The 14,911-nt window shown below is 74.4% G+C and carries 11 protein-coding genes; 3 read left to right on the top strand and 8 right to left on the bottom strand.

Annotation, left to right across the window (positions count from 1 at the left end; genetic code table 11):
• Window positions 1-27 precede the first annotated feature (27 nt).
• Window positions 28-264: a hypothetical protein gene (locus tag ACFWBN_RS09650; protein WP_215019552.1), complete on the top strand. Its 237-nt coding sequence runs from the start codon at window positions 28-30 to the stop codon at window positions 262-264.
• A 172-nt stretch (window positions 265-436) separates the two neighbouring features.
• On the opposite strand, the gene ACFWBN_RS09645 is transcribed toward ACFWBN_RS09650, so the two are convergent.
• The 7 genes from ACFWBN_RS09645 to ACFWBN_RS09615 form a co-directional block, all read right to left on the bottom strand.
• Window positions 437-1,363, bottom strand: coding sequence for a serine protease (locus ACFWBN_RS09645; protein WP_385173216.1), 927 nt, complete (start codon window positions 1,361-1,363; stop codon window positions 437-439).
• A gap of 98 nt (window positions 1,364-1,461) precedes the next feature.
• Entirely contained in the window at window positions 1,462-3,036 is a 1,575-nt protein-coding gene (locus ACFWBN_RS09640; protein WP_385173213.1) for an RNA polymerase sigma factor, read from the bottom strand.
• A 365-nt stretch (window positions 3,037-3,401) separates the two neighbouring features.
• On the bottom strand, window positions 3,402-4,343 hold the full coding sequence (locus tag ACFWBN_RS09635) for a FadR/GntR family transcriptional regulator (protein ID WP_385173210.1): 942 nt from the start codon (window positions 4,341-4,343) through the stop codon (window positions 3,402-3,404).
• A 137-nt stretch (window positions 4,344-4,480) separates the two neighbouring features.
• Complete coding sequence (locus ACFWBN_RS09630; protein WP_385173207.1) at window positions 4,481-6,265, bottom strand: ATP-binding cassette domain-containing protein; 1,785 nt, start codon at window positions 6,263-6,265, stop codon at window positions 4,481-4,483.
• 155 nt (window positions 6,266-6,420) lie between these two features.
• Entirely contained in the window at window positions 6,421-7,167 is a 747-nt protein-coding gene (locus ACFWBN_RS09625; protein ID WP_385173204.1) for an NUDIX domain-containing protein, read from the bottom strand.
• 87 nt (window positions 7,168-7,254) lie between these two features.
• Window positions 7,255-9,243: a glycogen debranching N-terminal domain-containing protein gene (locus ACFWBN_RS09620; RefSeq protein ID WP_385173201.1), complete on the bottom strand. Its 1,989-nt coding sequence runs from the start codon at window positions 9,241-9,243 to the stop codon at window positions 7,255-7,257.
• Between the two features lie 323 nt (window positions 9,244-9,566).
• Window positions 9,567-10,829: a DUF4192 domain-containing protein gene (locus tag ACFWBN_RS09615; RefSeq protein ID WP_385173197.1), complete on the bottom strand. Its 1,263-nt coding sequence runs from the start codon at window positions 10,827-10,829 to the stop codon at window positions 9,567-9,569.
• Between the two features lie 153 nt (window positions 10,830-10,982).
• On the opposite strand from ACFWBN_RS09615, the gene ACFWBN_RS09610 reads away from it, so the two are divergent.
• Window positions 10,983-13,142: a RecQ family ATP-dependent DNA helicase gene (locus tag ACFWBN_RS09610; protein WP_385173194.1), complete on the top strand. Its 2,160-nt coding sequence runs from the start codon at window positions 10,983-10,985 to the stop codon at window positions 13,140-13,142.
• 215 nt (window positions 13,143-13,357) lie between these two features.
• Complete coding sequence (locus ACFWBN_RS09605) at window positions 13,358-13,987, top strand: hypothetical protein (protein WP_385173191.1); 630 nt, start codon at window positions 13,358-13,360, stop codon at window positions 13,985-13,987.
• Between the two features lie 249 nt (window positions 13,988-14,236).
• On the opposite strand, the gene ACFWBN_RS09600 is transcribed toward ACFWBN_RS09605, so the two are convergent.
• The gene (locus tag ACFWBN_RS09600) at window positions 14,237-14,911 is read right to left on the bottom strand and encodes a hypothetical protein (protein WP_385173485.1); all 675 of its coding nucleotides are present in this window, start codon (window positions 14,909-14,911) and stop codon (window positions 14,237-14,239) included.

The raw sequence follows: 14,911 nt of genomic DNA, 5'->3' as shown, positions 1-14,911 counted from the left end.
AGCTCGTCGAGCTAGAGAAGAGGCGACGTGACTACTGTTCTGACACCCGCGACCCCGCTGACGGCCGCTGACCGATGCGACCGTTGCGGCGCCCAGGCATATCTGCGCGTCGTCCTGCTGAGCGGCGGTGAACTGCTCTTCTGCGCCCACCACGGTCGCAAGTTCGAGCCGGAACTCAAGAAGATCGCCGCGGAAATACAGGATGAGACCGAGCGGCTTACGTCCGCTCCGGCTGCCAATGCCGCCGAACCCGAGGACCGCTGACACAGGCCTGTACCTCGCATCCGACGAGCCAGGACCGGCGATGCCGGTCGACGGGCGGCACCCCTGAGACCCGGGGGTGCCGCCCGTCCTCACTTCCGGGACCGCCCGCCCCCTCGGGGACGGGCGGTTTCCCGTGTGCGCCGGCGCCGTCCGCTGCCGCCGGCCTCGGGCACTAGTCCGTACGATGCCCCCATACGGGCCCTGCGGCCGGTCCGGAGCCCCTACTGGCCCCCGGCGCGGTGCCTTGGACCCCGGCGGGCTGTGCGCCCTTCTCCGGGGCCGTCACGAAGCCGGCGAGCGGGGCGACCCGCGTGTACACCCCCGGGCTGTCGGCCCGCCCGCAGCCGCGGCCCCACGACACCAGCCCGATGAGCCGCCCCTGGGCCACCAGCGGGCCCCCGCTGTCGCCCTGGCAGGCGTCCTTGCCTCCCCCGCCGTCCCCCGCGCACACCATCGACTCGGCCCGGTACTGCCCATCCGCGTCCCCGGGGTAGGCGCGCCCGCACACCTCGTCCGACAGGACGGTCACCGGGGCGGCGCGCAGCGCGTACGCGTAGTCACCAAAGCCGCTCGTGTCGCCCCAGCCGTATACGGCCGCCTCGGTCCCGGGCGCGTAGGCCGGATGGCCCGCACCGGCCAGGGGGAGGACGTAGTGGGCGGGCACGGATTCGGCGAGTTCCAGCACGGCGAGGTCCCCGGAATTGCTCCTCGGGTCGTAGTCCGGGTTCACCCGGGCCCCGCGCACGGCGATCTCACGGCCGTCGCTCGCCCGTAGCTCCGTACGCCCGGCGATCACGCGGAAGTCGGGGACCGCCTCGACCGGGCCGCCCAGCACCTCGCGGCCCAGGCAGTGGGCCGCGGTCAGCACCCGGGTCGGGGACACGATGACGCCCCCGCAGAACTGGCCGCCCCTCGTACCCCCGAACCGGTCACGGCTGGCGAGGGCCACGACCCACGGACTGTCGGCCACCTTGACCGGCTTCCCGCCGATCACCACGCTGTCCGCGGCCGCCTGCGGCATCTGGGCCAGCGGCGCAGCGGCCGCTCCCGCCGCCAGGGTCAGCGCTCCCGCCAGAGCACGGGCAAAGGGACGACGCATGAGGCCTCCTGACTCCGAGTGTGCATGACTCCACCCAGAGTGGGATGACCGGTGGCCGTGCGCACCCGCGCGGCCACCCGCCGTCGCCCCCGTACCGGTCAGTCCAGGTAGTCGCGCAGCACCTGGGAGCGGGACGGGTGACGCAGCTTCGACATCGTCTTCGACTCGATCTGGCGGATCCGCTCACGCGTGACGCCGTAGACCTTGCCGATCTCGTCGAGGGTCTTGGGCTGGCCGTCCGTGAGGCCGAAGCGCATGGAGACCACGCCGGCCTCGCGCTCGCTCAGGGTGTCGAGCACCGAGTGCAGCTGCTCCTGGAGGAGCGTGAAGCTCACGGCGTCGGCCGGGACGACCGCCTCGGAGTCCTCGATCAGGTCGCCGAACTCGCTGTCGCCGTCCTCGCCGAGCGGCGTGTGCAGGGAGATCGGCTCGCGGCCGTACTTCTGGACCTCGATGACCTTCTCGGGGGTCATGTCGAGTTCCTTGGCCAGCTCCTCCGGGGTGGGCTCGCGGCCCAGGTCCTGGAGCATCTGGCGCTGCACGCGGGCGAGCTTGTTGATGACCTCGACCATGTGCACCGGGATGCGGATGGTGCGGGCCTGGTCGGCCATGGCGCGGGTGATCGCCTGCCGGATCCACCACGTCGCGTAGGTGGAGAACTTGTAGCCCTTGGTGTAATCGAACTTCTCGACCGCGCGGATCAGACCCAGGTTCCCCTCCTGGATCAGGTCGAGGAAGAGCATGCCGCGGCCCGTGTAGCGCTTGGCGAGGGAGACCACGAGGCGGAGGTTGGCCTCCAGCAGGTGGTTCTTGGCGCGGCGGCCGTCCTCGGCGATGATCTCCAGCTCGCGCTTGAGCTTGGGCGCCAGCTTGTCGGAGTTCGCCAGCTTGTCCTCGGCGAACAGGCCCGCCTCGATGCGCTTGGCGAGCTCGACCTCCTGCTCGGCGTTGAGGAGGGGGACCTTGCCGATCTGCTTGAGGTAGTCCTTGACGGGGTCGGCGGTGGCGCCGGCCACGACGACCTGCTGGGCGGGGGCGTCGTCCTCGTCGTCGGAGATGACGAAGCCCTTGCTCTCGCCGCCCTCCTCTTCCTCGTCGGCCTCGGCCTTGGCGGCGTCGGGACCCTCCTCCGGGGTCTCCTCGTCACCGGCCTCGTCGGCGTCCTTCTTGGAGGCGGTCTTCTTCGCCGCCGTCTTCTTGGCGGCGGTCTTCTTCGCGGGTGCGGCCTTCTTGGCCGCCGTCTTCTTCGCCGCCGTCTTCTTCGCGGGGGGCTCGGCTCCGAGCTCCTCCACGAGAGCGTCCGTGGTCTCCGGGTCCGCCGTCTCGGCCGCCGGGGCCGCGGCGGCCACGGTCTGCGCAGCCGTCGTCTTCGCCGCGACCGTCTTGGTGGCCGTCCGCTTGGCCGGGCTCTTCGCTGCGACGCTCTTGCGGGTGGTGCGCTTGGGCGACTCCGCGGCACTGACCATCAGCGTCACACCCTCTTCCTCGAGGATCTGGTTGAGGCTGCGCAGAACATTCTTCCACTGGGTCGCTGGAATCTGGTCAGCCTCGAAGGCCCGACGCACGTCATCGCCGGCGATCTGCCCCTCGGCCTTGCCCCGCTCGATGAGCGCCATCACAGACTCGGAATCGGCGATCTCCGGCGGGAGCGTACGGGATGTGCTGGCCGACACGAACAACCTCTCGGAACGATGGGAACGGCTTCCGACCCCGGGCCTCGTGGTGCTGGACCGGAGCCGACGACCACCGACTGGGGATGGGCCGGGGGCGCGGGCAGGGGCCGGGGAGCTGCACAGCACCCGCAAGGGCGGCTGTCTTCCCTCCGTCGGCCATCACCTCTTAGGTCATCGCGTGACCTCGCTGAGTGTTACGCCCAATCTTCGTGGCCCGAGTCACACCCCGTATGCACCAATGCCGGTCATAGGGCCATACGCGCGGGTACGGCGGCACCGAAACGCCGGGAATCGACCCCGCACGCGGGTGTCGCCGGACCCGACCGGGCCCGGCGACATGTCGTACACCCCCGCGCGTCCGCCCGTCAGTGCTCGCGCGGGGCGGGAACCACGCGCTCGACCTCCGGATGCACCGTCAGGAGCTGGCGCATGGCGTTTTCGGCGCCGGTCGCGTCGCCGGCGGCGAGGGCCTCGACCATGCGGGCGTGGTGCGCGACGCAGGCCTCGCTCGGGCGGTCGCAGGCGGTGATCGGGCTGCCGGAGACCTGGAGCGCGGCGGAGACGATGCCGGAGAGGTGCTCCAGCATACGGTTGCCCGCGACCTGGATGAGGAGGGCGTGGAACTCGTTGTCGGCGCGCGTGAAGGTGATCGAGTCACCCTGGCCGAGGGCGTGTCCCATGATCTCGACCATGTCGGCGAGGCGCTGCTGGATGTCCGGGCGGCCGTGGCCGGCGGCGAGGCGGGCGGCGAGCGGTTCGATGGTCCAGCGGAGCTCGCCCAGCTCGCGGCGCTGGTCGTCGCGCTGGGGGCCGAAGGCCCGCCATTCGATGATGTCGGGGTCGAGCAGGTTCCAGTCGGCGACGGGGCGGACCCGGGTGCCGACGTTCGGGCGGGCGCTGACGAGGCCCTTGGCCTCCAGGACCCGCAGGGATTCGCGGACGACGGTACGGGAGACCTCGAAGCGCTGGCCGATCTCCTCGGGGACCAGCGGGCGGTCCGCTCCGAGGTCACCCGAAACGATCATCTGGCCGAGCTGCTGGACGAGTTGGCCGTGCAGTCCGCGGCCCCGGCTGCCGGCGGCGCGGCGGCCGACCCGGCTCAACTCGACGTCGGCGCCGTCCCAGTGGGGCGCTCCGACGCGGTCGGACCCGGGGGCCTCCGCGTAGGGGTAGCGGTCGAGTTCGCCCGGGCCGGCGAGGCCGGAGTCGGCGTGGCGGGCGGCGGTCATCATGGTGTGCGCAAGGGTACTCACGAATCCTTTGTCGGCCGTGTCTCCACCACCCTTGAGGTCTTTGGTGAAAAGCACACGAAAGGGTGATCGGTGCCACCTGCGCAATTGACGACTTATCGTAAAGAACCGGGCCATTTACGGGGAGTTGCGATCTGCTTCACGCGAGGTGGACCGCAACGGTCGCCTGCGGGACTTCTCCGGCACCGGAACGATCACCAACGGACCCGGCTGCGCAGTCCGGTGAACCCATAGGCGCACAACAGGACCATCAGCGACAACACCAGCGCCGTTCCGACGGGTTGGGCCATCACCCGCAAGGCCCCCAGGACCAGGCGGTCCGCCTCCGGGGGCCACTGCACCCAGGTCAGGCCGCGCAGCCGGGGGGCGAGTCCGGTCACCGGGTACGCCGACGGGCCCTCCAGCACCTTGCGCACCAGCGGAACCACCATCACCGGAACGGCGAGCACGGCGGCCAGGCCCGCGGTGGCGGAGCGGAAGACGCCCGAGGCCAGGACACCGGCCCAGGCGCAGCCGATGAGCAGACCGGCCCAACTCACGGCCGGAGAGAGCCACTCCGCGGGGATGCGCAGCGGGCCGCTGTCGAAGACGAGCGCCAGGGTCGCGGCGTCGGCCACCACCACCAAGGCGCCGATCAGCAGGGCGAGGACGGCGCAGACTCCGAGCTTGGCGGTGAGCAGCCCCATCCGGCGGGGCACGGTCCCGCGATCGGCGGCGAGCGCGGGGTAGCGGTACTCCTCGCCGAAGGCCAGGGCGCCGAGCAGTCCCGCGCCGAGGGCGGCGGGCGGCAGCGGCAGCAGTTCGGGCCAGGCGGCGAGCAGCCGGTTCTGCGGGGTGTGCCCCGCCTTGGCCAGCACCAGCGCGGTGAGGACGGAGACGGCCACGACGAGCGCGGCGGTGAGGAGGGGTGTGGCGGTGCCGAAGACCCGCAGCAGTTCGTAGCGCAGCGGCCGCAGCGGGCCGCCGACGCGCCGCACCGCGGAGGCGGGCCGCCGCGAGCGGCCGCGCCGGGACCGCCCGCCGGCGGCGCCTTCGGACACGGTGGCGGCAGCGCCGGAGGCCGTCGCGGTCGCGGCGCGGGCGTGCGGGACCGGTGACGCCGGGGCGCCGGCATCACCCGTCTCGTCGGCGAGCTGGTGGACCAGCACCCCGTGCCGGAACGCCGCCTCGCCGACCTCGGCGCAGTTGCTGCCGTACACCGACAGGCGGCTGCCGCTCTCCTCGACGATCTCCACCGCGCGCTGGGCGGCCCGGGCCTCCCGGCCCAGTACGTCGGCCAGGCGGGCCGCGTGCGGGGTGCGCACGGCGACCCGCGGGCGCAGCCGGGTCCGGGCGAACTCGGCCGCGTCCTGGTCGGCGACGAGCCGGCCCGCCTCGATGCTGACGACGCGGTCGGCGCTGCGGGCGGCCTCCTTGGCGTCGTCGGTGGTGAAGAGCACCGCCCCGCCGAGGGAGGCGTGTCCGCGCAGGAGCCCGTGCAGCCATCCGCGTTCCCGGGGGGAGAGCCCGGCGCCGGGCTCGTCCAGGACGAGGGTGCAGGGGTCGGCGAGCAGCGCCGCCGCCAGCGCGACCCTGCGCTCCATGCCCAGAGAGAGCGAGCCGAGCCGGTGATCCCGCAGACCCGCGATGCCGACGACGTCGAGCATGGTGTCGGCTCGCGAGGTGGGCACCCCGGCGGCGGCGCAGAGCATCCGCAGCTGGTTGCGGACGGTCCGCGACGGGTTGCCCGGGACGTCGCCGAGCACCACGCCCACCTCACGGGCGGGGTGTGGGATCCGGTGCAGGGGGCGACCGCGGAAGTAGGTGACACCGCGGCCCGGTTCGAGTTCGAGCATGAGCCGCAGTGCGGTGGTCTTGCCCGATCCCGGCTCGCCGAGCAGGGCGGTCACGCTCCCGGGGCGGGCCTCGAAGGTGAGGTCGTCCACGAGGGGCGGGGCGTTGTGGCGGGGGGTGCTGGTGAGTCCGATGACCTGGAGCATCGCTTCTCTCGCGGGGGGTGAGACCGCTCTGCGGCAGGGTGAGTACCGCAAGCAAGATAACGCGATATGTCCGATTTACTGCGCAACCGGTCCGATGGGATGCCGATATTGTCGCCGATCCCGCCACGATGGGCGGCGGGACCGGGCTCGGAGCGTCAGACTTCCGGGCGCAGCATCGGCGGGTTGAGCAGCGTGGCCCCGCCCGCTCGGAACAGCTGGGCCGGGCGGCCGCCCTGACGGGTCGTCGTGCCGCCGGCGGGTACCAGGAACCCGGGGGTCCCGGTGACCTTGCGGTGGAAGTTCCGCGGGTCCAGGGCCACCCCCCAGACGGCCTCGTAGACCCGGCGGAGCTCCCCGACCGTGAACTCGGGCGGACAGAAGGCGGTGGCCAGCGAGGAGTACTCGATCTTCGAGCGGGCCCGCTCGACACCGTCGGCGAGGATCCGGGCGTGGTCGAAGGCCAGCCCCGCGGACGCCTGATCGGCGACTGCCAGCAGCTCGTCGACCGGGGCCCAGCGCGCGCTGTTGGCGTCCCCGCCCGCCCGGGGCGCAGGCAGGTCCGGAGCCAGCACCAGGTGCGCCACGCTGACCACGCGCATCCGCGGATCCCGCTTGGGGTCGCCGTAGGTCGCCAGCTGTTCGAGATGCGCCCCGTTGCCCACGCCGGGGACGGCGGGATCGTGCGCACACAGCCCGGTCTCCTCGGAGAGCTCGCGGGCCGCGGCGCCCGCCAGATCCTCGTCGCCGCGCACGAATCCGCCGGGCAGCGCCCAGCGCCCCTGGAACGGCTGCTCACCCCGGCGGACGACCAGCGCGCAGAGCGCGTGGCGCCGTACGGTGAGCACGACCAGGTCGACGGTGACGGCGAAGGGCGGAAAGGCCGACGGGTCGTAGGGCGACATGACGCGATCATAGTCGTCTCCCTGACGATAAACAGCGCTTTGGTGACCTTGAAGGCATCGATCTGGAGGCCGGCGGGTGTCGTCGCCCTAACCCCCCAGCTGGAGCGCATCGGCGGCCTCCTCCACCATGCCGAGGCCGAGCCGGCTGACCCGGACGGCGAAGGGCTCCCCCGACACCCGCAGGCCCGAGAGCCGCACTGCGCCGAGGGGTGCACCGGGGAGCGGACTGAGCGCGACCGTGCCGGCCGGGGCGTCGGGACGGATCCCGGCGAGGGCGGTCAGGACGTGGACCCCGGCGGCCGCGGCCACCGCGGCCGGGCGGCAGGCCGCCGGGTGCGGGAGCGGGGCGCTGCCGGAGGTCCGCTGTTCGGCCGCGAACATCTCCGGCAACCGGTAGCCGAAGCTCTCCGCCGCATCCAGCAGGCCCCGCAGCAGGCCGGCGGCCTCCTTCTCGAAGCCCGCCTGGGCCAGGCCGGCCACGGCCACGGCCGTCTCGTACGCCCGTACCGCGCCCGATCGGTGGCCGAACGGATTGTGCCCCGGCTCCCGCGCGGCCATGCTCCGCAGCCCCCAGCCGGAGTCCATCGCGGGGGCCCCGAGCAGCCGGGCCAGCTGCTCGGTGCGGACCGGGTCCAGGAGCCCCGGAGCGAGCCGGCCACCGCCGAGCAGCCCGGTGTCGAGCAGGTGCGCGGCGGCCCCGGTCAGGCGGGGCAGCGGCCTGCCGTCGGGGTGCAGGGCAGCCGCGGGCCGGCCGCCGTCGGGGCCGTCGATCCAGAACCCGGTCCGGAACCGCTCGCGCAGCGCGGCCGCCCGGTCCCGCCACTCCTCGGCGCCGGGGCGCCCGCATCCGGCCAGGAGGTCGGCTCCGAGGAGGGCGGCCCGGTGGGCGTGGGTTTGTGTCTCGCAGCGCCGCGGCCCCGGTTCCGGGTCGGCGACGAACCCGTCCTTCCCGAACGCGCCGCGCAGCCAGTCCAGACACCGCTCGGCGGCGGGAAGCAGCCGGGCCACCTCCTCCTCCGGCATCCCCCACAGCCGGGCTTCGGCGAGCACCGCCGGGAAGGCCAGGGTCGCCTCCGTGCCGGTGCAGCCCGGCGGGAGTTGCGGGCCCGCCCCGCGCAGCGGCCCCGGGATCTTCCCCGCGCCGGGGTCCCGCCCGCCGGTCTGGCTCCGCGCCAGGATCCGCAGGGTGGCCGCGGCGAGCCCGGTCCCGAGCGGCAGCGCCATCCTGGCGGCCCAGAGCGACTCCGCCGGGGCCAGTCCCAGCCGCCACGGCACCCCCGCGGCCGCGAAGGCGTCGCCCGGCTCCCCGGGATCCCTCAGCAGCAGCGCGCCCAGGTCCTCGACGCTGGTCCGGAACCAGGCATCGACCCGCGGGTCGTCCCCTTCGGCCCGGGCTTCCGCCAACGGGTTCGCGACCTGTCCGGCGGGAGCCCGCCCGACGCGGTCCTGCGTGGTCCGCAGTTCGATGGTGCGGGACTCGCCGGGGCCCAGTTCGAGCTGCCAGCGCAGCAGCCCGGAGGAGGCCAGGGCATCGTCCGGCGGCGGCTCGGCGACGGTGACGGCCTGGGCTTCGCCGGTGCTCCAGCGCAGTCCGGCGGCATGCACCCCGGCGGGCAGCTCGGGACCGGCCCTGCCGGCCGCCACCGCGGCCAGCTCCGCCAGGTCGGTGCCGAGCAGGACCTCCACGGGGAGGCGTACCGGCCGGGCCGTGAAGCTGCGCAGGGTGATCCGCTCGGTGCCGTCGGCGTGCCGCACCCGTTCCACACCGATGTCCGGGTCGGGGCCGGGGTCCGCTCCGGTGCGCACCGTCGCGGTGAAGGCGGCCCGGTCCGCGCCGAGGCTGCGTCCCTGGACGGCCACCGGGTCCCGGCCGGCCACCCGCAGCACGCAGCGGGAGAGCAGTCGGCGCCCGGAGCGGTAGATCCCGTCGATCCCCCGCCCGGTGAGCTGGCCGTGCTCCGGCGAGATGGCCAGGCAGGGCGCGGCCACGCAGATGACGGCGCCGTGCACGGGCGGCAGTTCCGGCCTGCGGGCGGCAGGCACGCCGGGTGGTCGGGTAGGTGCGGGGTGAGACATGTGTCGCCTTGTCTGCGCTCCGGTCGGTTCAGCTGGGCGGCGGCGCGGCCGGGCCCCCACCACCCCCCAGCTGAACGCCCCCGCCCCCGCCCGGGTCACGGGCCCGGGCCCCGGCCGCGCCCGTCCGGGGTGAAGCCGGCGCCGAAGCGCCGCGCCCACGGCACACCACAGCCGTCGCGCCGGAGCACCACAGCGGGCCGGGCGCGAGCTCGGACTCGGGCTCGGACTCAGGCGGGGACCCGGGCTCCGGCGCGAGCCAGGGCTCGGACGGAGACCCGAGCTCCGCCTCGGACTTGGACGGAGACCCTCGCTCCGGCGCCGGCTCACTGTCCGCTCCCCGTGGTGCGGCGGGACTCGCGGCGGGTGGTCGTCCTGCCGGGGCGGCCCGGGGGACGGGTGCCCGCCTTCGGGCGCCCCCGCCGGGGCTCCCGGCGCCGCCGCTCCTCCCGCAGGCACTGCCGCAGCCCCTCGGGGTCGATGCCCTCGTTGCAGGCATGGTGCAGCAGCTGCGCGAAGCGGTACTCGGCGTCGGCCCGCAGGGCCAGGCCCAGCGCGATCCGGGCCGTCGGCTCGTCACCGGTGGACCAGGAGACCCAGCCCGCCAGGGTGAGCGGTGCCGCGGCGTGCTCGCCGTAGGCCCCGACGCAGCGGCGGGCGAGCGCCCGCCACAACCGCAGGGCGGGGGCCGCCTCCTCGTCCTCCATCCATTCGGCGGCGATGTCCCGGATCTCCCGGTCCTGGAGGCCGAGGATCAGCGAGGCGGCCTCGTCGTGGCCGAGCAGCGCGTCGTCCCAGTCGTCGGCGTGCGGGCCGCCCTCGGCGGGCGGGGCGAGGGTCATCCGCGTCATCAGGGACCGGGCCAGGGTGAGGGTCTCGGCGCCGACCTCCTCGCGGGTGGCCCCGTCGAGGATCTTCGGCACGAGCGCGGCGGCCGCCCGGTCCAGGGCGCGTTCCATCTCGGCGGCCACCTCACCTCCCAGCGGTGCCAGCCGGCTCTCGATCTCCTTGAGGGAGCCCCGGACCTGGAGGCCGGCGAAGGTGGCCGCGGCGGCCATCACCGAGGTCCCGACGGCGGCCAGCGGGCTGCCCTCGGCCGGGCAGCAGCGCTCGTCGGGGCAGACGTAGGACCAGAAGCGGCCCGAGGAGAGGCACAGGGCCTCCAGTACCGGCACGTCCAGGGCGCCGCAGGCGAGACGGATCCGCTGGGCGAGCGGCCGCAGCCGGGTCATCACCCGCTGGCCGCTCTCTCCGCCGCGCGGCTCCTGGCAGAGGAAGACGACGATGCCGTCGGGCTTGCCGCCGCGCCGCTCGCTGCCGCGGATCAGGCAGTCGGCGACCTGCCGGGCGGTGTCCTCCCATTCCGAGGGGGTGGCCGGGATGCCGACGCGGAGCCGGCCGCCGAAGCGCCCGCCCTCGCCGTGGACGGCGACCATGACCAGGGAGTCGCTCGGGTGGAAGCCGAGCATGTAGGGCAGCGCGTCGGCCAGTTCGGCCGGGCTGCGCAGGGTGATCTGGGGGCCGGTGGATCCGGCCGGGCTGATGGAGGGCCGGTCGGACGGGGTGCGTGACTCGTGGTTGTTCGTCATGCCACGAAGGTCCCGTGCATGATCCGATCCGGAAACCCCTGTGGATAACTCGGCGAACGCGGACAGCCGGCGGACAAGCATGTGACGGTTCAACATCCACAGGCTCAGAGCGGCATTGGCGCGATGTCAGAGGCATCGGGTTGCATGGGGGGCATGAACCCAGACCTGAGGTCCTCGGCCGACTCCGTACTGGCCCGTCTCGTGGGCGACCCGACGGGCACTGCTCGGCTGCGCGAGGACCAGTGGCGGGCGATCGAGGCCCTCGTCGCGCACAAGCGGAGGGCCCTGGTCGTGCAGCGCACGGGCTGGGGCAAGTCCGCGGTGTACTTCGTCGCCACCTCGCTGCTGCGGGCGAGCGGCGCCGGCCCCACCGTGATCGTCTCCCCGCTCCTCGCGCTCATGCGCAACCAGGTCGAGGCCGCGGCCCGGGCCGGGATCCGCGCCCGCACCATCAACTCCGCCAATCCCGAGGAGTGGGAGGGCATCCAGGCCGAGGTCGCGGCTGGCGAGGTGGACGTCCTGCTGGTGAGCCCGGAGCGGCTCAACAACCCGGACTTCCGCGACCAGGTCCTGCCGAAGCTCTCCGCGGCGACCGGCCTGCTCGTCGTGGACGAGGCCCACTGCATCTCCGACTGGGGGCACGACTTCCGGCCCGACTACCGCCGGCTGCGCACCATGCTGGCCGACCTCCCGCCGGGCGTCCCGGTGCTCGCCACCACCGCCACGGCCAACGCCCGCGTGACGGCCGACGTCGCCGAACAGCTGGGCACCGGAGCCGGCACGGACGCGCTGGTCCTGCGCGGCGCCCTCGACCGCGAGAGCCTGAGCCTGGCGGTGCTGACCCTGCCCGACGCGGCGCACCGGCTGGCCTGGCTCGCCGACCACCTCGGGGAGCTGCCCGGTTCCGGGATCATCTACACGCTGACCGTGGCGGCGGCCGAGGAGGTCACCGCCTACCTGCGTCACCGCGGGCACACGGTCTCCTCGTACACGGGCAAGACCGAGAACGCCGACCGCCAGCAGGCCGAGGACGACCTCCAGGCCAACCGGGTCAAGGCCCTGGTGGCGACGTCCGCCCTCGGGATGGGCTTCGACAAGCCCGACCTCGGCTTCGTCGTGCACCTGGGCTCGCCCTCCTCCCCCATCGCCTACTACCAGCAGGTCGGCCGCGCCGGCCGCGGAGTGGAGCACGCGGAGGTGCTGCTTCTCCCGGGCCGCGAGGACGAGGCGATCTGGCAGTACTTCGCGTCGGTGGCCTTCCCCCCGGAGGAGCAGGTGCGGCGCACCCTCGACGTCCTGGCCCAGGCGGGCAGGCCGATGTCGCTGCCCGCCCTGGAACCCCTGGTCGACCTTCGCCGCACCCGGCTGGAGACGATGCTCAAGGTCCTCGACGTGGACGGGGCCGTGCACCGGGTCAAGGGCGGCTGGACCTCGACCGGCGAGCCGTGGGTGTACGACGCCGAGCGCTACGCGTGGGTGGCCCGCCAGCGGGCCACCGAGCAGCAGGCCATGCGCGACTACGCGGCGGCCACCGGATGCCGGATGGAGTTCCTGCGCCGCCAGCTCGACGACGAGGAGGCGGCCCCCTGCGGGCGCTGCGACAACTGCGCCGGAGCCCGGTTCACCGCCGATGTCTCCAGCACCGCGCTGGACAGCGCACGGGGCGAGCTCGGCCGCCCGGGTGTGGAGCTGGAGCCGCGCAAGATGTGGCCGACCGGGCTGGCGGCGGTCGGCGTCGACCTCAAGGGCCGCATCCCCGTCGGGGAGCAGTCCTCCACCGGCCGGGCGCTGGGCCGGCTGTCCGACATCGGCTGGGGCAACCGGCTGCGCCCGATGCTCGCTCCGAACGCTCCCGACCAGCCGGTTCCGGACGACGTGGCGCAGGCCGTGGTCGCGGTCCTCGCCGACTGGGCCCGGGGCCCGGGCGGCTGGGCCTCCGGGGCGCCGGACGCCCCGGCCCGGCCGGTGGGCGTGGTCGCGCTGCCCTCGCGCAGCCGCCCCCAGTTGGTCGGTTCGCTGGCCGCCCGGATCGCGGAGGTCGGACGGATGCCACTGCTCGGCACGCTCGCGTACACGGACCAGGTCCCGGAGTACGGACTGCCCTCCTCCAACAGCGCCCAGCGGATCAGGGGGCTCCACCAGGCCTTGACCGTGCCCCCTGCCCTGGCGGCGACACTGGCGGAGGCGGCGGGGCCGGTGCTCCTCGTGGACGACCGTGCGGAGAGCGGATGGACCCTCGCGGTGGCCGCCCGGCTGCTGCGGCGGGCGGGGGCGAAGGGGGTGTTCCCGCTGGTGTTGGCGCTCCAGCCGTAGCGGAATGCGTCATCTTCGGCGTGGCGGGGCAAGGATATGAACGGCATACCGGCGAATTCCGGTCGGCGGCTTCAATTGCTCGTTGCCGCATGCTCGGAGGCCACGCGAGAATCGGAGTGCTCCCGCTCGGCTCCCCGGCACTCTCCTGGGCCGCGCCGCGGCGTGCCCGCACTCCAGCCGTGCCCGTCCGCGGGCGTGTACCCGAAGGGAGGACCGTGACCTTCGGATTCGCCCCGCCCTCGACCACGTCCCTGACAACGGCCACCGGCGGCGCCAGCCGGCACGGCCGACTGCTGGAACCGTCCGAATGGACGGCGGCGGGCATTCCGCTGCTGCGCAACCCGCGCGAGGTCGTCAGCGGGCTGCACTCCCGGCACGGCCCGGTTCCGTCGACGGCGATCATCGCCGTCCTCGGCCCGGAGGAACAGCTCGTCGCGAGCGCCTCGTTCGTGCAGCGGTCCGTCTCGGCCGACGGCTGGGAGTACCGCAACGCCCTGCTGTCCCGGCTGCGCCGGGTCCTGCCGCACGACCTGCGGCGCCGGACCCCGGTGCGGACGGCGGTGCTGCTCTACTGCCGCGAGGGCGACGAGCGGTGGACCGAGGAGGACGGGGCGTGGATGTGGGGCCTGCGGGACGCCTGCACCCTGCACGGCCTGCGCTGCGGCGCGTACATCACGCTGACCCGCGGCGGCTGGCAGGTGCTGGGCGAAGGCCGGGGCGGCCGGCAGCCCAGTTCGGAATCACGGCCCCAGCGGCTCGGCGACGCCGTGGCCGAGTTCGCCCCGCTCGCACTGCACACCGGGGGCGGCGCGGCCGAGGCCCTGCGCCGGACCGCCGCCCGCTGACCCTCGTACCGCCGCCCGCTGACCCTCGTACCGCCGCTCGCTCACCCTCGTACCGCCGCGCGCTGACGTCCGTACCGCGGGCGGCCCGGACACGCCGGTGCGTACGAGAAGCGTGCGCCGGCGGACCGCTTCCGGGCAGGCCTCACGGCCGTACACCCTGGAGCGGGCGTACGGCGGATCAGCCTTCGGGCTTCAGCGGGGCCGGCCCGAGGCCCGCCCCGCCCCTCGCCCGTGCCGGGGTACGGGGCGTCAGACGCCCGCACCCAGCACGGAGTTGATCTGCTCCGCGTCACCGCACACGATCAGCAGCGCACCGGCCCGCGCGAGCGCGACCGGCAGGGCGGCGGCGACGGACTCGACCGGTCCGCCGTTGACCGCGAAGACCACGACGGGACGGCCGGCGGCGCGCTGGACCTGCGCCGCGTCCGCGTAGAAGACGTCGTCCCCGGCGTCGTGCAGGGCCCAGTACGCGGCCTCGCCGAAGGACAGCTCGTGCGCGGCCCACGGGTGCGGGTCGCCGCTGGTGATCACCAGGACGTCACCGGGCGCGCGCCCGGTGTCGAGCAGCAGGTCGACGGCCTCTTCGGCCGCGTCCAGGGCACCCTCGGCCGAGGCCGGGATCAGCTGGATCTGCGGCACCGCCGCCGACACGGACGGTGCGGTGGGGGCAGCGGGCGCTGCCGGGGCGACGGAGGCTGCAGGAACGGGTCCGGGGGTGGCCTGCGGCGCCCGCTGCGCGGGCGGTGCGGGCCTGGGGTCACCGCCCGCGCGGCTCGCCGCTGCGGGGGAGGGACCGGGGCGTCCGGGCCGCGGTACGGCTACGGGACGCGGACCAGGTACGGGACGGGGGGTCTGCGCGGTGCGGCTCGCGGCCGGCGTGACGCGGGGACCCTGGGCACTCTCGTAAATCTGAGGCTCCTCGAT

This window comes from Streptomyces sp. NPDC059989 (assembly GCF_042736975.1).
Lineage (GTDB): Bacteria > Actinomycetota > Actinomycetes > Streptomycetales > Streptomycetaceae > Streptomyces.
Note: the sequence above shows the minus strand (reverse complement) of the source record. Positions and strands in the feature narration are given on the sequence as shown.